Here is a 22,166-nt window from a genome sequence, read left to right on the forward strand (position 1 = left end):
TGTCGGATTTCTCCAGCCTAACTTTTATCTGTTAATAGTGTAAAGTATATCTATTCTATGAGATGTAAGTATTTATAACTAATTTCCTACATCCCATCGCCACGCTTGTCATTTATCTTAATTTTCAAGGATAAATTTCTTTAGCTTTTGATATGGCTTTCTCCAAGTCTATACCTTTCCCCAACACGCCTTTAAAAATATCTCCCTTTTCCTTTACTCTTTCAAAGGTGTTGAAAATCGTAAAATCCGTCATCTTTAAACCTGGTTTAAGTTCATCCCAATCTAAAGGCATAGAAACTGTAGCTCCGGGTTTTGGTCTTAGTGAGTAAGGACCAGCAATAGTTGCACCCGGTCTATTTTGTAAAAAGTCTAGGTACATTCTGCCTTTACGGGCCGAAATCATACGCTCTAAGGTGGTAAACCTCGGAATTTGTTTGTTAACGATACTCACTATAATCTTTGCAAAAAGTTGGCTCTGGTCGTAATTGTATTTGCCACCCAAAGGGATGTAGATATGGATGCCCGTAGAGCCCGATGTTTTTGCATAACAAGGAACATCAATGGCATCTAAAACCTCTTTAACAGCATTTGCGGCTTCAATTACCTTATCGAAATGATGTTTGTCGGGATCTAAATCTATTACACAATAATCTGGATTGTCTGGCGACTGAACCCTCGAAAACCACGGATTAACTTCTATGCAACCCAATGAATTTGTCCACAATAATGTGGCGATATCATCTCCTACCAAATACTCTTTTGCTTCGTTATCATTTGTAGAATATGGGAAAGTTTTGGCCCAATCAGGCGCCTTACCTTTTACATCCTTTTGATAAAAACTCTTCCCATTTATTCCACCTGGAAAACGGTTGAGCGATAAAGGTCTGTCCTTCAAATAAGGCAAAATATAATCGGCCATGGCGTAATAGTAATTAAACATATCTCGCTTGCTAATACCGTCTTCTGGCGAATAAAGCTTATTGAGGTTGTTAAATTTGAGTTCTTTGCCTTTTACTTTTCTAACTTGGGTTTGCTCTTTTGGGTTGAGTAAAGTTTTCGGGATAGTTTCCTTTGGAGGACGTACAAGTTCAGTATCAATAGTTTTAGTTGCAGTCTTTTTTCCATTAGATTTTTCTTTAGTTGGTTCTACAATTTGCTCGATATCTGCCGCTTCTTCTCGGATAACGTCCTTCCCGTCTTTGTCGCTACGCATCCCTTGAAAAGATGGATGACGGAACACACCATCATCAGTAATTTCCGTAAAAGCAACTTCGCAAACAAGCTCTGGTTTCATCCAAGTTGCTTTGGCATTCGATTGTTTATGCTGAAAGCGGGATAGTTTATTTATATCTGGTGCTACTGTAAAAGGACTTTTCTTAACGATGTACGGTTTAAACTGCTCCATCATTTTCTTTTGGTCAGCATCTGAAAATCCCGTACCCACTTTACCAACGTAAGTAAGCTGCTTACCTTCCCAAACTGCCAAAATCAATGAACTAAACAACTTCGACGTGTCTTCGTTTCGGGTAAAACCAGCGATAATTACTTCCTGCCTTTTAGCAACTTTAATTTTTAACCAATCTTTACTTCGCTTATTTACTAAGTAAGTACTAGATTTGCGTTTGGCCATAATTCCCTCCAAACCAATGCGACCTGCGGCATCAAAAAAATCAATGCCACTGGTATCGAAAACTTTTGAGATCCTTATCCTATCGTCATCCGTTGGCAACACTTCGTTTAAAACTGCTTGTCGTTCTAACAAGGTTAAGCCAGTGAGTTTTTTGCCTTCGTACCAAAGAATATCGAATACGTAAAACACGAGCTCTCCATCAGCTTCACTTCTCCAGTTTTGCAGGTTTCCGAAATTTGAAATTCCCTTTTCGTTAAGTACAAGCAACTCTCCATCTAACACAGCGTTAATTTTCCAATTTTGTAGCAGTTTGTGGATAGGATAAAAGCGATCGTTAAATGATTTGTTATTTCTGGATAGCAACTCCACTTTGCCCTTGTTTAAGGTTGCTAAAGCTCGGTAACCATCCCATTTTACTTCATATTGCCACTCATCATTATCAAATGGTTCATCTACCAAGGTGGCCAACATCGGTTTCATTGCTTTTGGCATGGCAGATTTCGGTGCAGATTTGAGGATTTTTGCACTATCTAACTTAGCTGAGGCATCACCCACTTCAGCATCTTTTTCTACACTACTTTTTTTAGTTGATTTTTTGGGAGATTTTGGCTGCTTAGCTTCAATTTTTTGTTCTTCACCATCAGTCCAAACCTTACTAGCAGACTTCTCCATTTCTTCGATGGTTTTGCCAGAAAGCACGGATGTCCCAAGCTTAGTTACATCTTTTTTGGCGGCAAAATCATCATCATGTTTAATAAGCAACCAAGAGTTTTCGCCCATTCCGTTAGTACGTACCAACGCAAATTCTCCATTAAGTTTCTCTCCGTACAACCTCACCTTCAATGATCCATCTTTCAGTTGAGCAAGCAGAAGTTTTTCTTGGGCCTTTTTACCATTAATGGTTTCTAACGGTTCGTACCAACCTTGGTCCCAAACAATCACAGTACCACCGCCATACTCTCCTTTCGGGATAATCCCTTCAAAAGTTCTGTAATCAAATGGATGGTCTTCCACCATCATGGCTAGTCTTTTGGTTTTAGGATCTAGGCTCGGACCTTTCGGCACTGCCCAGCTTTTAAGTACGCCTTCCATTTCCAAGCGGAAATCGTAATGCAAACGCGATGCATCATGCTTTTGGATAACAAAAACGAGCTTGTTTTTATCTGTGCTCTTGCCAGACTTTGGCTCAGTTGTTTTGGTGAAATCGCGTTTCTTCGCGTACTTATCTAATCCCATAACCAATTATTTATTTAGATGTCCCCTTACTTCTTTCAGAGAGCCGCCTACTTTGAATGCCACCTGTTTCAAAATACCTGCGCTAACTTTCAACTTATTTGCCCAATCCCATAATTCGTATGGTTTTGCAACATCTATGTAGATTTTGAAGTCTATCTTGGTTGTTCATGTACGTAAAATTTCTATTAAAGTTATTAGTAGCTGAAATGAAACATTTACGCTAGAAAAAAGTTTAAAAACAGTATGTAGTTGTCTTTAAAAAATAAATTCTAAAACTACGTAATGAATAAAATGGAAAAATTCGATGTAATCATCATTGGTGGTAGTTATGCTGGTTTGTCTGCAGCGCTTTCTCTTGCCCGATTATCCAAGACAGTGTTGGTGATAGATAGCGGCAAACCTTGCAACCAAACTGTTCAAAAATCTTACAACTTTCTAACCCAAAATGGAAACAGTCCACAGCAAATTGTAAAAACTGCGAAAGAACAGATTTTAGTTTATCCAACCGTAAGATTTCGGGAAGACAAAGTGGTAGAATTACATGGTGAGGACGGAGACTTTGAAGTAAAAACCATTTCTGGTCATCAGTTTACGTCGAAAAAAATTCTATTTGCTACTGGCGTAAGAGATTTATTGCCAACTATTGAAGGCTATTCGGATTGTTGGGGCATTTCGGTGGTACATTGCCCCTACTGTCATGGTCACGAATTTAGAGGAAAAAAGGGAGCCATACTTGCTGAAGGTGAAGCTGGACGACAACTATTAAATTTATTAGCGCCCCTGCATCCAGAACTAACTTTGATATGCCAAAACGGTGATTTTGAAGATACCAATAAAGATAATATCAGTTTAGTCGAGAAAAAAATCTTTTCTATTAACCATAGGAAAGGTAAGATTGATGCTATCGTATTTGAAGACGATAGCTCCATAGAAGTAGATGTGTTATACACTAACCCAGAATTTGAACAACATAGTTCTTTACCCGAAACTATTGGCTGCCAAATGACAGACAAGAACTTGATTTTCATCGACTCTGACCAGCAAACCAGTATTTCTGGTATTTACGCCTGCGGAGATTGCACCAGCTTGATGCGAAGTATTGCAACGGCAGTAGCATCGGGCAATCTTGCTGGAGCCATCATCAATAAAGTGTTAAGTGAAAAATCATTATTGGTGCCTGCGTCAAACTAGCACATCTCGATTTAATCCAATTCAGGTACATTTTTTAACGAATGTCTTTCAGCATCTGGAATAGATTTCCTAATAACCGCTAACTCGCCATTCAATTCCATTACCACAGCCTTTACATCATTTATATTCAATAAACGAAATTCTCTTATGGCAGCATAAATTTCCTCTTCTGTTACTACCTCTTTTTCCATCTGCTCTTTTAAAAAATGACCTTCATAAAAAAGTAAGGTAGGTCTAGAATTAATTAGCTTTTCCATTGGTTTAGACTTCATAGCAACATACGCTAGAAGGTATTGGAGCAAAATAATAATGGCTAGAGCAATTGCGCCGTCAAACAATACGGTCTTACCTAAAATTATTGATGATAAGGTAGAACCTAAGGTTACCGTAACCACGAAATCAAATGCTGTAAGTTTAGCTAAAGTGCGCTTCCCAGAGATGCGGATGAATAAGAAAGCTATGAAAAAACCTAAAACCGAGCAGATGGCGACGTGTCCTGCACTTTCCCAATCCTTAAATAAAATTGTTTCCATACCTATCCAACAACATGAAAATCAAACTAGTTTTGATGTAGATGTAGTGTAGGTATTTGTCTTAGTAAAACAGGTATTTAATTTCCTTAAAATCGGTTAATAATTATGGGTTACTTTGATAATCCAGTCGTTCTTGCGTGATAATAAATTTACTGATTGCCTCAAATATATCTTCAAGATCAAATGGTTTTCTGATGAAACCATCGAAACCTAATTTAGTAGCAATTTTTGAAATATTTAGATCACAGCTTAACGCAATGACAGGCAATTTGGCTTTCAATTTCTTAACTGCTGAAAGTAAAGTTAAGCCAGCGCTATCCTTATTTCGATAATCTACTAAAACTAGATCGGGTATATTACGCTTTATCGAATTAGACATTGCCAAGGGACATGAACCTAATAAACCGATAGATTGGTGACCCTCTAATTTTAGAGCCAAGGTGAGCACATCCAGCACTGCGCTGTCGTTCTCCTGAATAATTATAGTTGCCATTTTTTCGGCATCTGTTCCTTTAACGGACGACTGCATTGCAGTCCTAGAGGAAGGGATATCTTCAAATTAAGAAAAAAGAAGCACTTTTCCAAGATGCTTGGGCTTAAATTGGATTGTTATTCGCTTTAGTTTCATTTTAAATCTTGCTGTTTACTACAAACGGCAAGCATTTAGGTTAAACTACTTGTTTTTAAAATCAAACTACGGTATTTAGTTAGCCGAGCTGCGAAGACAGTTTAAAAGTTATTTTGAAAATGGAAGGAAACAAGTTGCTATTTAGTTATGAGGAGTAACATGGAATAGGTAAATATCAAAAATCTATCGTTTTATCAAAAACTTTTGTTTCATATCAACCTATTATCTCTTGCATATCTTAAAAGCTCGGTTGCAGAATGGGTATTTGTTTTTCTCAAGATATTGCGGCGATGCGTTTCCACGGTGTTTTCGCTGATAAAAAGTGTGTCGGCCATTTGAAATGAGCTCAATCCCTTATCTAGCAATTTAACGATTTCTATTTCACGTAGCGTTAGACGTGGCAATTCTTCTCTTTTTTTTAAACTGAGTAGGTGCTGCATAATTTCAATAGAGAAGTAGACTTGTCCTTTTTTAATTTGTGCAATGGCAAATAGCAGTTCGTCCTTGCCTTTGTTTTTTAAGACAAATCCATCAATATTACTGTGAATTAAATCGTTTAACAAAGATGGATTATCGAACATAGAGAGCATCAAAATTTTTAAGGTGGGCGTTTGTTGCTTTAACCGTTTTATTAGTTCTACCCCACTCATTTCTGGCATGCTAATATCTGAAATCACTATATCAGGTTTCAGTACACCAATTTCCTCTAATGCCTTGTTTGCAGAGTTGCTGCTACCTACTACATTTATACCATTTTCGGCTACCATGAGCTTTACGCCATCTATCACAAGTTGGTGGTCATCAACGATATAAATATTAATTTGTTCCATTAGCTGAAAGTAAAGAATAAAATTATATTTGAAAGAAAAATCAAACAAAATATGTTTAAAACATTTAATATAACGCTTGTTTTTCTCATTTTAGGGTGCTATTCCTTCGCCCAATCCAACAAAGATCTCAACGGTCCAGGTAAAATAGACCAACTTGTCGCATCAACTAGAGGCGCATTCAATGTAAGTGTAAAAAAAGCTAAATTATACATTGACTCGGCGGTGTTTCTATCAGATAAATATAAATTAGATAGTAAGAGGGCACTCACCTATAACATTAAAGGCGTAATATTACTAAATATGGGATTGGCCGATAGTGCAATTGTTTACCACACTAAAGCTATTTCATATGGGGAAAAGGCTGGCGACTTGGTACTCACCTGTCAAGCTAAGCAAAACAATGGAGCGGCTTTAAGTGGCATAGGCAAGCATAGCGAAGGATTAAAGTTTCTGTTCGAAGCGTTAAAAGGGTACGAATCATTGAAAGATGAAACCGCAGTAGCCAAATGTTATGGTGATATCGCAAATACCTATATCAGGCAGCAAGATTACCGTTCGGCAATTAATTACCTAGAGCAGGATATTGCGATCGCAAAAAATCTAAAGGAAAAACGTACCTATCTGATAGCGCTAAATTCATTGGGCGTTGCATATGATCATTTAGAAGAATGGGAAAAGGCAGGAGACGTTTATATAAAGGCCATCGAATTGGCAAAAGAACAGAAAATAGAAGTGGTATTACCGTCACTTTACATGAACCTTGCAAAAATTACATCCACGCTCAATGATAAGCCAAAATCAATCGCCTATTCGCTAGAAGCAGAAAAATGGTCAAAAAAAGTAGGAAACCACACGAACTTGGGGGGGATATATCAGAACCTTGGCCGGGCGTATTACAAAATCAATGACTATAATAACGCACTAAAATACAACCTCCTAGCTATCGAACTGGAGAAAAAATCTAAAAACACTCGCTTTTTAGAAAAGATGTATGGGGCACTGGCAGACAACTATTATAAATTGGGAAAATATGATTCTGCTTATCTATACTCCGATAAACGTGATACACTTGCAGCGGAGAATTATAGAACCGCACTGGCTTCTCAGATCCAAGAGATGAACATCAAATATCAAACAGAAAAAAAACAGTCGCAAATAGAACTGCTCACAAAAAACAATACTATTCAGGAACTTAACCTAAAGAACAAAGAGTTACTCATCAATTCTAGTAACTTGTTGATCGAAAAAAACAAAATAAGCTTACTTAATAAGGATCTAGATATTAATCGTCAGAATGATGTAATTAGACAAAAAGAATTGGAAGGAAAAAATGCGACACAAAGAATTTCCTTACTTAACAATAACACGATCATTCAGAAATTGGAGATTGATAGAAAAAATACAACAATAATTGTCATCGCATCTCTATTCCTATTGGCAGGTATAATTGTGTATCAGTATACACGACGGAAAAAAATAGAGCATAAAGCTAAACTACAGAACGAAATAGCAGTTCAGCAAGAGAAAGCTACAAGAGCGGTTATAGAAGCCGAAGAAAACGAACGCAAGCGAATTGCAATTGATTTACATGATGGCGTAGGTCAAATGCTTTCTGTAGTGAACATGAATATGAGTACATTGTCAAATCAAGTGAGTTTTGCCTCTACAGATGCCCAACAAACCTTTCAGAACACCATTAATTTAATGATGGAAAGTACTCAAGAAATGCGCAGCATATCTCATAAAATGATGCCCGATGCATTATTGAAATACGGATTAGTGAATGCAATAGAAAATTTCATCAGTATGATTGATAACAGTGTAATTGACATTAATTTTAATGCATATGGAATTGAAAACCGTTTAGATAGAAATGTAGAAATTATGTTATATCGTGTGGTTCAAGAAGCAGTAAACAACGTGATTAAGCACGCAGAAGCAAAGCACTTGGATATTCAATTGGCAATAGCAGGTCAACAATTAACTTGTACCATAGAAGATGATGGTAGTGGTTTCGATAATGATGTAAGGGAAAAAGGAATTGGTTTACAGAATATGAAATCGAGAATAAACTTTGTAAAAGGCACTTTAGAACTAAACTCTCATCTTGGCGGTGGAACACTAATTTTTATTTCCATTCCGGTTTAAAAAACATTTTTAGGCTAGGTAAATCACTTATCTACCGGAAATCAGGTAGGTAAAATACCCCCTAGTTGGCATTGTAACCATTGTGTTTTTGAGGGAACTTCGTTTATCCAAAAAGCACAAACATGGGAAAAATATCTATTAAACACTTCAGATCTGGAGTTAAGAACTTCGGACTTATCGCTTCCTTCCTACTCACTTCAGTAGCAGCTGTAGCGCAAGACAAAACCTATCCAATTAAAACCTCGGCAAAATCTAACGACATCAGATCCTTCGATGTTAACGACGGTGATGGTAAAATTAGTGCGCTGTTTATCAAGAAGGGTAAAAAGCAAGAAATTTACAGTAACTACATTTTCGACAAAAACTTAAACTTACTAAGTGAAACTGAAGAAGAGCTAGATGTAGAGCAAGCAAAGAAAAAAACTTGGGGCAGTTCGTGGCTTTTCGCTGCTGGTTCTGGCAGTATTGGCGGCATTATCAGAGATAGTGTTTTGTCGGTTGATAACAGTATTTTTAATGGATTAACACTTATGAACGGATATATCGGCTGGACAGCTATGAAAAATCCAATGAATGGTGCTACCATCTCTTCGCAAGGTTTTATTGCTAGGCAAAAAGTGTTAGTAAAAGCTGATAATGGTCGTAAGCTAACAATGGTTGGCTTTCAAACTGACGCACCAGCGGAGCTATTTGCTACAGGCAAGTCGGTTGGTGGCGGCTCTATGTCACGTAGCATCGGTATGGATGGGCAAAAAAGAGTTTCTTCTTCAAGTGGCGATGTAATGGTAGTTTCATTTTATGCACCAAAAATGACAGAACTTGCACCAGGAAGAAAGCTTGGTCACGTGGTTTTCATGTCGCAACGGTTTAGTGCAAAAACACTCGAAAAAGTTGCAGAAAGTTCCTTCGAATTTGATCACAGTGTCTATGGTTTTTACAATCAGCCTGCAACGGACAATAGCAACGATATGTTGATGATTTTTACACCAACGCACGGCCCAGTTATGACCAAAAATAGGTCTACTTACGAATACTTCCGAATTGGAGTAGACACAAAAATAAAAGAACGTGTAGTGTTTAATAGTCCTTACGGAAGATTAAACAATTTACATATCTACAATTTCGGCGACGAAACCGTTATTATAGGTACTAGTAAAGCTGGGAGTGAAAGCAAATTTGCAGATTTTGTAGCCTTTAAAGGTAATGACGATCAATTGGTAACCATCAAAATTAAAAAAGGGCAAGAAGTTATTACCAAAGCAACGCCAATTAAGAGTTTGGGGATAGAACTAAGTCGATTTTCTACTAATGACGCTATTAAAACCTCTGATAACCAAGTTTGGTTGACAGGACAAGCTTTTGAGAAAAAGGATAGCGATCCAGAGAAATGGGGAGATATCTATGCTTTCAATATTTCGCCAGATAGCAGTATTGCAAAACATTTAGTAATGCCACAGATAGAAAAAACTTCTGAAAGGATGCCCTCACCTATTTCTCTAATAACACTTCACAACGGTAGTCTGCTCTGGAGTGCCTACGAAATAACTAAAAAAGGCAACATGTATCCTAAATATGCCAAAATAGAGAATGGTAATCTAGGTTCTTTGGTTTTTCCTGGCGATAAAAAATATGTGGTAAACGACAAGTTTCCAATATATCTTTCTAAAGACAAAAAGGAGCTAGTTTATTTTGGCAATAGCGAAGACGACAAACAGTTATGGTTACATAAACATACGTTGTAAAAATCATCCCTTAGAAAAGGTTAATTACCAAAAAAGGAGATAATTAATTAACTCAGATTATAACTACGATGAAGAATTCCATTAAATATTTAACCTTATTTTTTCTAGGTATTATAATATGTTCATGTAGCAAAAAAGATGCCTCCGAAAGAAAGAGAGATCCAAACGAATTACCTACAGAAATGAAAGTACATCACTTTTTTGCCTCCCAACATACAGGTGGCTCAAGGTCATATGTATGGAAATACAAACCGTTTTATACTCCGAGCAAACATGTAGATAGTTTGGCAATTGCCGATGATAGGTTTGTTAGCTATAAATATCTGTACAACAGCAAAAATCAGCCGTTAAAGCTAAACATCTTTGACCAAAGCGATCCTAGTAGTAGTTATAACGTTTCATTCATCTATAATGCAGAAGGTACACAGTGGCAGTCGCGTACATCAAGCGGTTGGGAAAAAGAAAATTGGTCTAATGCCAAATACAATACCAAAGGCGAGCGCATAAGTTTAAATTATAGCATCTTAAAAGGTACAGATAGTGTAGCTAAAGGGAGCCGAAGCTTTATTTACGACGATAAAGGAAATATCTCGACAATAAATGTTACTGAGAGGAGATACAATACAACCAACAAATATTGGGAAGACGCAAAAACAAACCTGATAAAGTGGGTATACGAACCAGGAAAATGGTTAAACGGTAGGGATATAAAAACAGAGCAAACCAAACGTTTTGAAGAAAGTTTCGTATTTGGTGAACATAGGCCAATCATTTACTACGGACAAAGCTTTGGTCCCAATCCTCCTACAAAATTCTATGTCTATATCGGTAACTCTCCAGTTACTTATGATATTGCTTACACTTTTATGCCTTTCGATGCGATATGGTCAATGGGTTGGAGCCCTTACAGTAGCAATTCGGGTACAGACCAGTTCACCATAGATTTTGATTATCCTGTTAACTGGTAGCTAGAGTTAGCATCATTTAGTATTTGCTACGAACTAATACGTATAAAATCAATACAAGTAAACCGATAGTAAACACTATTTAAATATTTAAAAATGAAATCAAAAATAGGTAGTAAAAGAATTTGTCTTTTCGTCCACTCTTTTAAAGCCGCAACAATTATGGCTCTTTTGATATTGAGCACAGCAAAATTAATGGCTCAACAATTAACAAATTTTGAAGATGCCGACGGTAAATGGGGATACAAAAACAACAATGGTACTGTAGTTATCAGCCCTAAATACGATAATGCAAATAAATTTACTGAAGGTTTGGCTGGTGTTAAACTAAATGATAAATGGGGTTACATAGATATTACTGGAAAAGTAATCATTCCAATAAAACTTACTTACGATTGGGTGGGTCTTTTTAAGAATGGCGTTGCTACAGTAAACATAGGTGGCAGTTCTGGTGGTAATTTTGGTGTGGGTGGCGATTGGGGAGCTATAGATAAAACCGGGAAAATAATCGTTCCATTGAAATACTTTCAATCATTTAGTTTTAACGAAGATGCAGCCGCGGTAAAAAATAATACTACGGGAGCTTTTGGTTTTATTAACAAAACTGGACAAACATTAATAGAATTCAAGTATAATTTAGCAGAAAATTTTGTGGATGGTATAGCCCTTGTTTCAATATTCAATTCTGCAAAAAGAGAAAAAGAGTATTTTTTCATTAATAAAAAAGCAGAAAAGGTAATAGATATGGTGTTCACCGAAGCTCGCAGTTTTTCTGGTGGATTAGCGCCTGTACAAATCAAAAATAAATGGGGAGCAATAGATACCAAAGGAAATTTTGTAATAGCTACTGCTTGTGATAGCATGAGCCAATTTATAGAAGAAATAGCTGTAGTAACAAAAGATGATAAGTACGGTTATATAGATAAAGCTGGTAAAGAAATTATTTCACTTAAATACGATTATGCAAGTCCTTTTATGAACGGAAAAGCAACTGTTTCTGTGGGAGACAAAGAGTTTTTGATAGATAAGACAGGCAAAGAAGCAAAGTAAGCCTAAGCTGAAGCAAAAAATCACATATACTCTTATTGGTTGAAAAGCTTACTGAGAAAGATTTTTCCGGTTTGTGCGCCCGGTAGCTGTGATGTTATCGGGCTTTTTATTTGTTCCAATCTATGTTAGGTTGATGTTTCTTTATGACAACAATTACACAAATAAACTTTTTATATCAATCCAAATTGAATGTTAAGATGTAACTAAACAAAAAGCCCTTCCAATTTATAATTAGAAGGGCTTAATAGACTTTTAATGGTCTTAGTCGGGGTGGCAGGATTCGAACCTACGACCTCCACATCCCAAATGTGGCGCGATACCGGGCTACGCTACACCCCGATGGTGGTATCACCTTTGTTTGCGGAGAGGGCGGGATTCGAACCCGCGGTACCGTTACCAGTACGACAGTTTAGCAAACTGTTCCTTTCGGCCTCTCAGGCACCTCTCCTTTCGATCAGCATTACTGCGTTTCGAGGTTGCAAATATAGTAATTCATTAATGTTTGCAAAAAAAAATTACACTGTTTTTGGATAATCTACGCGAACATGATAGATACTCATTAGCATCGTCTTGAATATCAACTTAATAGTTTCTAAATCTTTTAGCGTTAAATCGCAATTATCTAACTGGTTTTGCTCCAATTTGTAGTCAATTATCCTTTCAACGAGGTCACTTATGCTTTGAGCATCCGGATTTTTAAGACTTCTTGATGCCGCTTCTACCGAATCTGCCAACATTAAAACACCAGTTTCTTTAGAAAAAGGTATGGGGCCTGGGTAGCGGAAAATGTTCTCATCAATGAATTTTTCTGGAGAATTTTTAAGGAATGATTGATAAAAATAATCTACACGAGTATTTCCATGGTGCGTTCTAATAAAATCAATTACCGACTCTGGCAATTTGTACTTACGTGTAATCTCAATACCTTTATGTACGTGTCTAATAATAATCTGCGCACTTTGCTCATACGGCAACTTATCATGCGGACTAGTCCCTGTTTGGTTCTCTATAAAATATTGAGGGTTTTCCATCTTACCAACATCGTGGTAAAGTGCTCCAGCTCTCACCAGTAAAGCATTCCCTCCTATTTTAAAAATTGCAGCTTCGGCTAAGTTGGCTACTTGAAGGGAATGTTGGAACGTTCCAGGGGCTTTAAAAGCGAGTTCACGTAGCAATTTGTTGTTGGTGTTGGTTAACTCAATTAAAGCGACATCTGATGTAATTCCAAATACTCTCTCAAAAGCGTAAATAAGAGGATAAGCTAATAGTGACAATAATACGCTAAATACAAATGGCAAGAAATTCTCCCATTCTATATGCGTTAAAGAACCTTCCCTTAGCAAAGTAATCCCCATAAAAGAGATGAAATATGCACTTAGGATAAACGATGCTGAAATAAGTAGCTGCTCTCTTTTAACCAGATTTTTGATGCTATAGATAGCCACCATACCAGCTGTGGTTTGATAGAATACGAACTCGAAACTATTTGGCACGAAGAAACCAGCTATCAAAATCACCAACAAATGTAGATTTAGTGCTAGTCGCGTATCAAACAAAATCCTAATGATGATAGGAACAATACAGAATGGAATAAGGTAGAGATTGGATAAGTTGAACTTGATTGCCCAAGTGAGCACCAATAACATAGATGTAACTACGAGCAGAATTAGTGAAAGCTGCCTGCTATCTGCAAAAATATCCTTTCTAAATAAATACAGAAATACCATTAACAAAGTAATGATAAAACCAACCAAAAGTACTTGCCCTAGGAAAACCAACTTATCATCGCCAACACTTTTGGTCTGTGCATCGTAGGTTTCTCTAAAAGATACCAATTTTTGATAAACTTCCTCGTCTATAACAGTATCGTTAGCTACAATCAAATCGCCCTTTTGCACCATTCCTTTCGTTGTAGAAATACTTTTAAGTGCGTTAGCTTGAACTGTTGCGGTTAAGCTTTCATCGAATATTAAATTAGGTTTTAAATGACTTTCTGCAAGATCTAAAACCGTCTGCTTAACTTCATCACTACCCCTAAAATTCTCCTTTAAATAACTCAATGCAGTTTCTACTGTGAAAACATCCTGTGAATTGCTTTTGGAAGATACATTGTTTCTAACCTGTGAAAAATCGTAATATTTATTTCCTCTCTGATGTTTTGGATTGATATCTATAATCCCTCTGGTATAAATTGTTCGAAGGAGTTGATGAGAACGTTGCCTATTTACTTCCTTTTCTGCTTCGTTTAAAGTGTTAGACTTCCATTTAACATCAAACTCGTTAAGGTAAGCCTCACTTTGATCTTTAAAAACCTCGTCTTTGTATTGGTATAGTGGTAAGATATTATTAACAACACTTTTTTTGTCCTCTTCTATTTGTTGCGGCGTCTTTAAAATGGCAAAGCTAAATGGCGAAATCAAATCTTTATTTAACCAAGTTTTTCCCTTTTCAAACTCATAACGAAAACGAGGTTGCTTCGGCAAGTACAATGTAGTTACCAGCACACAAATCGCCATCATTACATATTTTAAATTGGACGAGTACTTGCGATAAAGTATTTTATGAGAATTCTTTTTAATCTTGGCCAAAATATAATCCGTTTATTTAAATCAAAAATACTATTTATTTCTTCATTAGCACAGAAACTAGCCAATAGATTAAATCTGGCAGATAAAACCATTTGGAATCCACATTTATTTTTATTAAAATTGATATCAAAATAATATCAATATGCAAACTGAAAAAATTATCAAACCGCCTTCTGGCTATCTAACGTTAGTTGTTTTTTTATTGCTGCTTGCTGGCGGCATATATCTTTTAGCAACCCGTCAATTTGGTTGGGGTTCGACTGTACTAGCTGTCGACTTTATCCTTGTTCTACCAGGACTAATTATCGTTGATCCTAACGAATCTAAAGTATTGACCTTGTTTGGGAAATACGTTGGCACAGTAAAATCTGATGGCTTCTTTTGGGTGAACCCATTAACTTCTAAGAAAAAATTATCGTTGCGAGCTAGAAACTTAAACGGTCAACAGTTAAAAGTGAACGATAAAATGGGTAACCCCATAGAAATTGGTGCCGTAGTGGTTTGGCAAGTACAAGAGACTGCAAAAGCAAGCTTCGCTGTAGAAGATTATGTGCAATACGTAACGATACAAAGTGAAGCAGCGGTAAGACATTTAGCCAATAGTTTTGCTTACGATAATTTAGAGGACGAAGATGCGCAAATCACCTTGAAAGATGGTGCCGAGAAAGTAAATTCATTGCTAGAACAAGAATTAAACGACCGCCTCTCGAGAGCTGGTATAGAAGTAATAGAAGCCAGAATTTCACATTTGGCCTATGCGCAAGAAATAGCGAGTGCTATGCTACAACGTCAGCAAGCTGCTGCAGTAATTGCCGCACGAAAGCTCATTGTAGAAGGTGCAGTTGGGATGGTTGAAATGGCATTAGAGAGATTATCTGAAAAAGAAATAGTTAAACTAGACGAAGAACGTAAAGCAGCTATGGTGAGCAACTTATTAGTGGTTTTATGTGGCGATAGAAATGCGCAACCAGTAGTAAATGCAGGCACACTATACAATTAATGGAATTTAAAGAAAAACAGAAGCTAAATTTATGGTGGCTGTATATTTTATTTGGTATACAAGCCATCATTATTTTAAGCGTTACTTTCTTAGGTGATACTGGTGTAAGCTTAGAAGAACTCGAGGAAATTTATTATCTACCCATTGTAGGTGTAGTAATGATATTTGCTTTAGCCTATTTCATCAATCAGAATTACCTATTACTTACGGTAAACAAAGAAGGCATTACCTACAAATATTGGCCTTTTACGAGAACTAAAAGTATAAGTTGGAATGAGATTGATAATGCATACCTGAGAAAATATGAAGCTTTGGGAGAATATGGTGGATGGGGATTTCGTTATAAATTATGGTTTAAATGGAGCGATAAGGCTTTTATATTTGATGGCAATTCTTTAGGTCTTCAGATTGTATTAAAAAACAATAAGAAACTGCTATTCAGTACCAAAAAAATCTGCAAGACTTCGTGATTTTCTATCGAAGTTAAAGAAAGATCATCACCTATTAATGATTAATACCGATGTCTGATAAAGATAAAAAAGCTTTCGCACTTCGAATAAATGCGGAATTGTTGAGAGAGATTGAAGCTTGGGCTTCGGACGAATTTAGAAGCACGAATGGACAGATTGAATACCTTCTGAATGAAGCCGTAAAAGCTAGAAAGAAAAAATCTTCCAAAAAAAACAATGATCCTTCTTAGTGATTATTGTGCAATAAAAAAGCTACGATTTACTTGTTTTCTCATATTATAGCTAAATTGCCGCCAACCAAATATATTTTATACATTACAAATGAAAGAAGTAGTTATCGTATCGGCGGTTAGAACTCCAATTGGAAGTTTTGGCGGCACACTATCAGTTTTTTCGGCCACACAACTGGGTGGTTTTGCAATTAAAGGCGCTATTGCTAAAGCAGGAATTAAGCCAGAACAAATACAGGAAGTGTACATGGGCAATGTGCTATCTGCAAATTTAGGGCAAGCACCAGCAACACAGGCAGCTAAATTCGCAGGTTTGCCAGATCTTCCTGCAACCACTATCAATAAGGTATGTGCTTCTGGTACAAAGGCAATTATGTTAGCTGCTCAAAGCATTGCTTTAGGTGAAAATGACATTGTTGTAGCGGGTGGAATGGAAAGCATGAGCAATGTCCCCTACTATTTAGATAAAGCTAGAAACGGTTATCGTTTAGGTCATGGACAAATTACCGATGGCTTAGTAAAAGATGGTTTGTGGGATGTGTACAACGATTACCATATGGGATCTGCCGCAGAACTTTGTGCCGAAACTTGTAAAATCACTAGAGAAGATCAAGATCAGTTTGCTATCCAATCTTACAAAAGAGCACAAGATGCGCAAGCAAACGGAAAGTTTAAAGAAGAGATTGTAGCAGTAGAAATCAAAAACCGAAAAGGTGAAACCACTTTATTTTCGGAAGATGAAGAACCTGCAACTGTGAAGTTTGATAAAATTCCGGCATTGAAACCAGTTTTTAAGAAAGATGGTACAGTTACGGCCGCTAATGCTTCTACTTTGAATGACGGCGCAGCAGCATTAGTTTTAATGAGTGCAGATAAAGCAAAGGAATTAGGTTTAACACCATTAGCTAAGGTTTTGGCTTACGCCGATGCACAACAAGCGCCAGAATGGTTTACCACAGCTCCTTCTAAAGCAATTCCATTAGCATTGCAACGAGCTAACATCAGCAAAGATCAGGTAGATTACTTCGAGATTAACGAGGCCTTTTCGGTGGTTTCATTAGCAAACAACCAAGAACTGGGTTTAGATGGCGAAAAAGTGAACGTAAATGGTGGTGCAGTAGCAATGGGCCATCCACTAGGTGCTTCTGGTGCTAGAATTGTAGTAACGCTTTTATCGGTATTACTACAAAATAACGGAAAAATAGGTGTAGCAGGAATTTGTAACGGTGGTGGCGGCGCCAGCGCAATAGTTATAGAAAATCTTCGTTAACGAAATTAAATGCAGAGGAATATTTTAAGGACGCTTTTATTTATGACTATTTGGTGTTTGATGCTTGGGAATTTGAGCGCCCAAACCTTGATTACACCTGCAAATTTGGAGAAACTTAATTTAGCACAAGATAGTTTGTCTGCCTACAGCGATTCTACCATTACAGTTAAAGACGATGTTGAGCGAATGGCGTACAACACCATGTTTGTTAAAAAGTTGGTTAGCGTCCTTAAAACTCCCCACTCCTTTAACTTTGATTTCGATTCGCTTGCTAATAATGTTTCATTTCTAAAATCTCCCAACCAGGCATTTAGGATCATCACTTGGTCGCTGCCATTTGCCGATGGTACCTATAAGTTTTATGGAACCATCCAATTGGCAACTAAAGACGGTTCTTTAAAGCTTATTCCTTTAAATGATGGTACATCGAAAATCACTGACGAAAACATCATCACCGATCAGAAGAGTTGGTATGGCGCCCGTTACTATGAGATCATTCCAGTAACCTATCCTGGTCAAAATCCATACTATGTGTTGTTGGGATGGAAAGGCAACGATGAAAAAACGACCAAAAAGGTGATTGAGGTACTATCTTTTGCTAAAGATAATGCTGTTTTTGGCAAGAGTATTTTCGAAGTTAAACGAAAGGTTGCAAATAAAAATCGTATCGTTTTTGAGTATAACAAAAAAAACTCGATGACCTTGACTTTCGATAAGCAGGTAAATATGATCGTATTTGATCATTTGGCGCCATACGACGAGGATATGCAAGGCAAAGCAGAGTATTACGTATCCGATTCGAGTTTTGACGGCTATTCGATTAGCTATCAACGTTTATATTTTAAAGAGAACGTACCTTTAAGAAACGATGCTTCAGATTTAGACGAGCTATATAGCACGCCAAGAAAGGCTACAACCTTATTTCAAAAGGTCAAACATTAATTTTGTTGATAAAATATAAATGTATTAGCCTATATTGCACCCAATTTTTTATAAAAAACTAAGACTAACTTATCAAATAATTTATGCAAACAACTACTGCAGAAGATCAAAATGATTTTTTCAAGAGTAAGGTATTAGGACACCCATCAGGGCTTTTTGTACTTTTCTTTACAGAGATGTGGGAGCGTTTTTCGTTCTACGGAATGAGGGTTTTGTTAATCAACTTCCTAACTACCGCTATCATTACAGGGAGTCCGTTTTCGGGCTGGGGATGGGATCCAGTACAAGCGGGAGCACTGTACGGAACTTATGCATTGTTACTTTACATCACTCCTATTTTCGGTGGTATTATTGCCGATAGGTATTTAGGCTACAGATGGGCGGTTATTATTGGTGCAGCCATTATGACCTTAGGCCATGCCTCTATGGCATTAGATCAACCTGCATTTATGTACATCGGTTTAGCATGTTTGGTTATTGGTACAGGATTTTTCAAACCTAACATGACCTCTATCCTATCTGAAATGTACAAAAATTATCCTGAGAAAAAAGATGGTGCATATACCATTTTTTACATGGGTGTTAACGCTGGTGCATTCTTTGGTATGATGCTTTGCGGTTATTTAGCAGAAAAAGTAGGTTGGCACTGGGGCTTTGGTTTAGCGGGTATCTTCATGTTACTTGGTACATTCCAATTCTGGTTGGCAAAGCCGATTTTCGGAACGGTTGGAGATCCACCTAACAAAGAGCAACGCAGGTTAGCTGAAGAACGAGCTAAAGTTTCTACTAATCCAGATGACAAACCTAATCCATTTACGATGATTGATAAGGTTTTAATTGTGATAATGACCGTATTAGGATTAGGATATGCATTTAATGATCCTTTGTCTAAAATTGCAGAAATCAACATGTTCAACTTTAAAGTTGGTGCAATGAATGGTCAAGAAGTTGTGATCTTAATAGCCCTAATTCTGTTCTTAATTGTTGTTATTAGTAGGTTAATTAGATATACCAAAGTTGTTAGAGATAGAATGATCGCCGTTATCGTGTTCGCATTCTTCGTCGTTTTCTTTTGGATGTCATTTGAACAAGGTGCATCATCATTAGTTATTTTTGCTAGAGATAATATAGACAGAACTTTATCTGGAACATCGTTAACTGTGTTTAACACCATCAATACCTTGTTAACTGTTGTACCACTGCTAATTGTAACCTTTGTGGTAATTAAGCTAACCCAACAAACTTTCAAAAAAGCGCCAGGAACAAACATTTTTCAATTCTTATGTTTTGCTGGAATTTGGGCAGTAGCTATTTGGATGTTGTACAGAGAATTTACAGCAGAAGGTTCTGAAATCACCGTTTCATGGTTCTCTATCTTAAACTCATTCTTCATCATCACCTTCGCTTCATCTGTTTCTAAAATTTGGGATTCGAAATTCAACCCTCCTGCTGCTGTTAAATACGGCTTAGGCTTAATTATTATGGCAATCGGATTTGGATTATTGGCTTTTGGATCACACGGTGTTCAAGCAGGTGTTAAGGTATCGATGATATGGCTAGTATTAGCTTACTTATTCCACACTATTGGTGAGTTATTCTTATCTCCAGTTGGTTTATCGTATGTATCGAAACTAGTTCCAGCACGTATGATTGGTTTTATGTTTGGTATGTGGTATTTAGCTATTGCTATTGGAAATAAACTAGCGGCTATTGTTGGCGGACAGATTGAGAACATCACTAAGCAATATTCGCTTTCTACGTTTTTCTTAATCTTTACTATTGTTCCAATTATTGCTGGATTGATCGTGATAGCGCTTAATCCAATCATGAAAAAACTAATGCACGGTGTGAAATAATTGCAGCGAGCTCATACATAACAAAGCCCCGAATTAAAACAAATTCGGGGCTTCTTTTTATATTATATTTTTTTGCAATTGCTTTAAGATTGCTTTCCCAAATGATTTGGATGAACTACTTGGCGATGACGGCAAAGTTGGATTAAACCAACTCTTTAAATACTACCGTACTGTTATGTCCACCGAAACCAAAAGCATTACTCATGGCAGTTTTCACTTCTTTATGTACCGCTTTATTAAATACCAATTGCATTCCTGCTGGAATTTCTGGGTCTGGCTCTGTTACGTTAATCGTTGGAGGCACTATATTATCATTGATACTCTTAATTGCAATAATAGCTTCAATTGCAGCAGCCGCACCTAACAAGTGACCAGTCATAGATTTTGTAGAACTGATGTGCAAATTCTTCGAAGCACCGAAAACCAAGAAAGCAGCATTTAACTCAGCTAAATCGCCAACTGGCGTAGAAGTAGCATGAAGGTTCAAATAATCTAATTCTTCTGCTTTCACATTAGCTTCTTCCAATGCTAAATTCATTGCTTTAGCCGCACCAATTCCTTCCGGATGTGGCGAAGTAATATGATAAGCATCTGCAGTCATTGCTGCTCCAACTACCTCCGCGTAAATTTTTGCACCTCTGGCTTTGGCATGTTCGTATTCCTCTAAAATCAAAGCACCTGCGCCCTCGCCCATCACAAAACCATCCCTATCTTTATCAAAAGGTCTACTAGCCGTTTGCGGGTCGTCGTTTCTATGCGACATCGCTTTTAGCGCAGCGAAACCACCAAATGATGCTGGCGTAATACCCGCCTCAGAACCACCAGTTACAAACATTTTCGCTTTGCCCATTCTGATGTAGTTAAAGGCATCCATAATGGCGTTGTTGCCGGTAGCACAAGCAGAAACCGGCGTATAGTTAATTCCTTGCAAACCAAACTTCATCGAAATCAATCCAGAAGCCATGTTTACCAATAACTTAGGGATAAAAAACGGATTGAAACGCGGGTTATATTCACCAGTTACATAGTTTTCTACTTCAGTTTCGAAAGTCTGCATACCACCTTGTCCACTACCCCAAATCACACCAAAATCAAACGGGTCAATGGTCGTTAAATCGATACCACAATCTTCCATAGCTTGCGCCGCCGCATATAAAGCATATTGCGTAAACAAATCTGTACGCTTAATTTCATTTCTGTCTAAATGCTCAGCGGGATTAAATCCTTTCACTTCGCAAGCCATTTGCGAACGGAAGCGAGAAGCATCAAATCTTGTCACAGTTTCGCAGGCACTTTTACCATCCACAATGTTATTCCAAAAATCGGCAACATTGTGTCCTAAGGGATTAATAGTTCCTAAACCAGTAACTACAACTCTTTTCATATCCTTATTTATTGTTTAAGGGCGCAAAGTTCGCATTTGGCACGAATTAAATGTCTTTATTTTCTAATTTATTGAACTTGTTACTTTCAAACGCTCGCTATCGTATTGAAAAGCAATGGAGTTTATTATTTTTTTGAAAAACAATTCTTGTACTACGTAGGATATTTCAGCCCTGCTTTTCGTTTCAACATCCCGATGAAACCTGTGCAACAAGCAAGCATACCTAAAAACCATAAAAACAGATGCTTAAATCGGGATTTGTTTTCACTGCAATCAGGTTTATTTAACCTAAAACAGTGCTATTCACGAAGACCAATTAAATCTCTTGCTAGCGTTAGCACTTCAAATCTTGGTTCAGCTATTTTCGGTCTCCTATTTTTCAGGTTGCACCAATAAGCCAAAGTATTTCCTTTTAAAGAAAAATAGGCAACCGAGAGTTTTTGTTACTTTTTGCGGTCAAAAAGTAAGAGTCC

The 22,166-nt window shown here is 37.1% G+C and carries 18 protein-coding genes and 2 tRNA genes; 11 read left to right on the forward strand and 9 right to left on the reverse strand.

The window, feature by feature from the left end; genetic code table 11:
- Nucleotides 1–124: 124 nt before the first annotated feature.
- On the reverse strand, nucleotides 125–2,866 hold the full coding sequence (gene ligD / locus AC23ME_RS11745) for a DNA ligase D (RefSeq protein WP_487727962.1): 2,742 nt from the start codon (nucleotides 2,864–2,866) through the stop codon (nucleotides 125–127).
- Between the two features lie 6 nt (nucleotides 2,867–2,872).
- Nucleotides 2,873–3,022, reverse strand: coding sequence for a DUF3606 domain-containing protein (locus tag AC23ME_RS11750; RefSeq protein ID WP_487728311.1), 150 nt, complete (start codon nucleotides 3,020–3,022; stop codon nucleotides 2,873–2,875).
- Between the two features lie 126 nt (nucleotides 3,023–3,148).
- Here AC23ME_RS11750 and AC23ME_RS11755 point away from each other — a divergent pair, with 126 nt between their 5' ends.
- Entirely contained in the window at nucleotides 3,149–4,057 is a 909-nt protein-coding gene (locus AC23ME_RS11755) for an NAD(P)/FAD-dependent oxidoreductase (RefSeq protein ID WP_487727963.1), read from the forward strand.
- 11 nt (nucleotides 4,058–4,068) lie between these two features.
- Here the strand turns inward: AC23ME_RS11755 and AC23ME_RS11760 are convergent, their stop codons facing one another.
- The 3 genes from AC23ME_RS11760 to AC23ME_RS11770 all read right to left on the reverse strand — a co-directional run bounded on the left by AC23ME_RS11760 (nucleotide 4,069) and on the right by AC23ME_RS11770 (nucleotide 6,048).
- Nucleotides 4,069–4,590 carry a DUF421 domain-containing protein gene (locus AC23ME_RS11760; protein ID WP_487727964.1) on the reverse strand — a complete coding sequence of 174 codons (522 nt, stop codon included), beginning with the start codon at nucleotides 4,588–4,590 and terminating at the stop codon, nucleotides 4,069–4,071.
- A 103-nt stretch (nucleotides 4,591–4,693) separates the two neighbouring features.
- Nucleotides 4,694–5,083, reverse strand: coding sequence for a response regulator (locus tag AC23ME_RS11765; protein ID WP_487727965.1), 390 nt, complete (start codon nucleotides 5,081–5,083; stop codon nucleotides 4,694–4,696).
- A gap of 344 nt (nucleotides 5,084–5,427) precedes the next feature.
- The gene (locus tag AC23ME_RS11770) at nucleotides 5,428–6,048 is read right to left on the reverse strand and encodes a response regulator (protein WP_487727966.1); all 621 of its coding nucleotides are present in this window, start codon (nucleotides 6,046–6,048) and stop codon (nucleotides 5,428–5,430) included.
- 51 nt (nucleotides 6,049–6,099) lie between these two features.
- Here AC23ME_RS11770 and AC23ME_RS11775 point away from each other — a divergent pair, with 51 nt between their 5' ends.
- The 4 genes from AC23ME_RS11775 (at nucleotide 6,100) to AC23ME_RS11790 (ending at nucleotide 11,953) form a co-directional block, all read left to right on the forward strand.
- Complete coding sequence (locus AC23ME_RS11775; protein WP_487727967.1) at nucleotides 6,100–8,196, forward strand: tetratricopeptide repeat-containing sensor histidine kinase; 2,097 nt, start codon at nucleotides 6,100–6,102, stop codon at nucleotides 8,194–8,196.
- Between the two features lie 122 nt (nucleotides 8,197–8,318).
- A complete protein-coding gene (locus AC23ME_RS11780; RefSeq protein WP_487727968.1) occupies nucleotides 8,319–9,938 on the forward strand; it encodes a hypothetical protein in 1,620 nt (539 codons plus the stop codon).
- A gap of 68 nt (nucleotides 9,939–10,006) precedes the next feature.
- Nucleotides 10,007–10,906: a hypothetical protein gene (locus tag AC23ME_RS11785; protein ID WP_487727969.1), complete on the forward strand. Its 900-nt coding sequence runs from the start codon at nucleotides 10,007–10,009 to the stop codon at nucleotides 10,904–10,906.
- Nucleotides 10,907–10,999: 93 nt separating this feature from the next.
- Nucleotides 11,000–11,953: a WG repeat-containing protein gene (locus tag AC23ME_RS11790; RefSeq protein WP_487727970.1), complete on the forward strand. Its 954-nt coding sequence runs from the start codon at nucleotides 11,000–11,002 to the stop codon at nucleotides 11,951–11,953.
- A gap of 265 nt (nucleotides 11,954–12,218) precedes the next feature.
- On the opposite strand, the gene AC23ME_RS11795 is transcribed toward AC23ME_RS11790, so the two are convergent.
- From AC23ME_RS11795 to AC23ME_RS11805, 3 genes are all read right to left on the reverse strand, one after another.
- Nucleotides 12,219–12,292: transfer RNA gene (locus AC23ME_RS11795), tRNA-Pro, on the reverse strand.
- 22 nt (nucleotides 12,293–12,314) lie between these two features.
- A tRNA-Ser gene (locus AC23ME_RS11800) sits at nucleotides 12,315–12,401 on the reverse strand.
- 67 nt (nucleotides 12,402–12,468) lie between these two features.
- Entirely contained in the window at nucleotides 12,469–14,541 is a 2,073-nt protein-coding gene (locus AC23ME_RS11805; RefSeq protein WP_487727971.1) for an HD family phosphohydrolase, read from the reverse strand.
- Between the two features lie 142 nt (nucleotides 14,542–14,683).
- On the opposite strand from AC23ME_RS11805, the gene AC23ME_RS11810 reads away from it, so the two are divergent.
- The 6 genes from AC23ME_RS11810 (at nucleotide 14,684) to AC23ME_RS11835 (ending at nucleotide 20,309) form a co-directional block, all read left to right on the forward strand.
- On the forward strand, nucleotides 14,684–15,541 hold the full coding sequence (locus AC23ME_RS11810; protein WP_487727972.1) for an SPFH domain-containing protein: 858 nt from the start codon (nucleotides 14,684–14,686) through the stop codon (nucleotides 15,539–15,541).
- Nucleotides 15,541–16,011: a hypothetical protein gene (locus AC23ME_RS11815; protein WP_487727973.1), complete on the forward strand. Its 471-nt coding sequence runs from the start codon at nucleotides 15,541–15,543 to the stop codon at nucleotides 16,009–16,011. Before AC23ME_RS11810 ends, AC23ME_RS11815 begins: the two co-directional genes overlap by 1 nt.
- Before the next feature lie 50 nt (nucleotides 16,012–16,061).
- Nucleotides 16,062–16,241 (forward strand): type II toxin-antitoxin system antitoxin, encoded by a 180-nt coding sequence (locus AC23ME_RS11820; RefSeq protein WP_487727974.1) that lies wholly within the window; start codon nucleotides 16,062–16,064, stop codon nucleotides 16,239–16,241.
- A gap of 91 nt (nucleotides 16,242–16,332) precedes the next feature.
- Nucleotides 16,333–17,511, forward strand: a complete 1,179-nt coding sequence (locus AC23ME_RS11825) for an acetyl-CoA C-acyltransferase (RefSeq protein ID WP_487727975.1) — start codon at nucleotides 16,333–16,335, stop codon at nucleotides 17,509–17,511.
- Between the two features lie 9 nt (nucleotides 17,512–17,520).
- On the forward strand, nucleotides 17,521–18,453 hold the full coding sequence (locus AC23ME_RS11830; RefSeq protein ID WP_487727976.1) for a hypothetical protein: 933 nt from the start codon (nucleotides 17,521–17,523) through the stop codon (nucleotides 18,451–18,453).
- 83 nt (nucleotides 18,454–18,536) lie between these two features.
- Entirely contained in the window at nucleotides 18,537–20,309 is a 1,773-nt protein-coding gene (locus AC23ME_RS11835) for a peptide MFS transporter (RefSeq protein ID WP_487727977.1), read from the forward strand.
- Nucleotides 20,310–20,451: 142 nt separating this feature from the next.
- Here the strand turns inward: AC23ME_RS11835 and fabF are convergent, their stop codons facing one another.
- The gene (gene fabF, locus AC23ME_RS11840) at nucleotides 20,452–21,693 is read right to left on the reverse strand and encodes a beta-ketoacyl-ACP synthase II (protein ID WP_487727978.1); all 1,242 of its coding nucleotides are present in this window, start codon (nucleotides 21,691–21,693) and stop codon (nucleotides 20,452–20,454) included.
- Nucleotides 21,694–22,166 lie beyond the last annotated feature (473 nt).

The organism is Pedobacter sp. T50_32 (assembly GCF_057652195.1).

Excerpts from the sequence above, each read along its gene's own strand:
- AC23ME_RS11830 (WP_487727976.1), top strand. The coding sequence starts at position 17,521 with ATGCAGAGGAATATTTTAAGGACGCTTTTATTTATGACTATTTGGTGT.
- AC23ME_RS11815 (WP_487727973.1), top strand. The coding sequence starts at position 15,541 with ATGGAATTTAAAGAAAAACAGAAGCTAAATTTATGGTGGCTGTATATT.
- ligD (WP_487727962.1), bottom strand. The coding sequence starts at position 2,866 with ATGGGATTAGATAAGTACGCGAAGAAACGCGATTTCACCAAAACAACT.
- AC23ME_RS11790 (WP_487727970.1), top strand. The coding sequence starts at position 11,000 with ATGAAATCAAAAATAGGTAGTAAAAGAATTTGTCTTTTCGTCCACTCT.
- AC23ME_RS11820 (WP_487727974.1), top strand. The coding sequence starts at position 16,062 with ATGTCTGATAAAGATAAAAAAGCTTTCGCACTTCGAATAAATGCGGAA.
- AC23ME_RS11835 (WP_487727977.1), top strand. The coding sequence starts at position 18,537 with ATGCAAACAACTACTGCAGAAGATCAAAATGATTTTTTCAAGAGTAAG.
- AC23ME_RS11825 (WP_487727975.1), top strand. The coding sequence starts at position 16,333 with ATGAAAGAAGTAGTTATCGTATCGGCGGTTAGAACTCCAATTGGAAGT.
- AC23ME_RS11755 (WP_487727963.1), top strand. The coding sequence starts at position 3,149 with ATGAATAAAATGGAAAAATTCGATGTAATCATCATTGGTGGTAGTTAT.
- AC23ME_RS11780 (WP_487727968.1), top strand. The coding sequence starts at position 8,319 with ATGGGAAAAATATCTATTAAACACTTCAGATCTGGAGTTAAGAACTTC.
- AC23ME_RS11770 (WP_487727966.1), bottom strand. The coding sequence starts at position 6,048 with ATGGAACAAATTAATATTTATATCGTTGATGACCACCAACTTGTGATA.
- AC23ME_RS11810 (WP_487727972.1), top strand. The coding sequence starts at position 14,684 with ATGCAAACTGAAAAAATTATCAAACCGCCTTCTGGCTATCTAACGTTA.
- AC23ME_RS11760 (WP_487727964.1), bottom strand. The coding sequence starts at position 4,590 with ATGGAAACAATTTTATTTAAGGATTGGGAAAGTGCAGGACACGTCGCC.
- AC23ME_RS11785 (WP_487727969.1), top strand. The coding sequence starts at position 10,007 with ATGAAGAATTCCATTAAATATTTAACCTTATTTTTTCTAGGTATTATA.
- AC23ME_RS11765 (WP_487727965.1), bottom strand. The coding sequence starts at position 5,083 with ATGGCAACTATAATTATTCAGGAGAACGACAGCGCAGTGCTGGATGTG.
- fabF (WP_487727978.1), bottom strand. The coding sequence starts at position 21,693 with ATGAAAAGAGTTGTAGTTACTGGTTTAGGAACTATTAATCCCTTAGGA.
- AC23ME_RS11775 (WP_487727967.1), top strand. The coding sequence starts at position 6,100 with ATGTTTAAAACATTTAATATAACGCTTGTTTTTCTCATTTTAGGGTGC.